A 236-nucleotide genomic window follows, 5' to 3' on the forward strand; every position below is an offset into this window, starting at 1 on the left:
AGAGACAGAGGTGGTGTTGACGAAATCCTTGATGGTATTGGCCTCACCCTTGTGGTTCATGATCACCTGACCCATATGCACGATCTCCGAGGCTTGGTAGCCGAAGCAATGCACACCGAGCACTTCTAGAGTTTCGCGGTGGAACAGTAGCTTGAGCATGCCTACCGGCTCGTGGGAAATCTGCGCCCGCGCCATACCCTGTCTCTTACACATCTCCGAGCCCACGAGACGAACTG

Annotated in this window: 1 pseudogene; it reads right to left on the reverse strand. The window is 55.1% G+C overall.

Going from position 1 to position 236, the window contains the following annotated elements:
• A pseudogene (locus tag ACQ4LH_RS22130) lies at positions 1-236 on the reverse strand (hypothetical protein); the annotation flags it as partial.

Origin of the sequence: Pseudomonas peli (assembly GCF_050563605.1) — a bacterium.
Lineage (GTDB): Bacteria > Pseudomonadota > Gammaproteobacteria > Pseudomonadales > Pseudomonadaceae > Aquipseudomonas > Aquipseudomonas peli_A.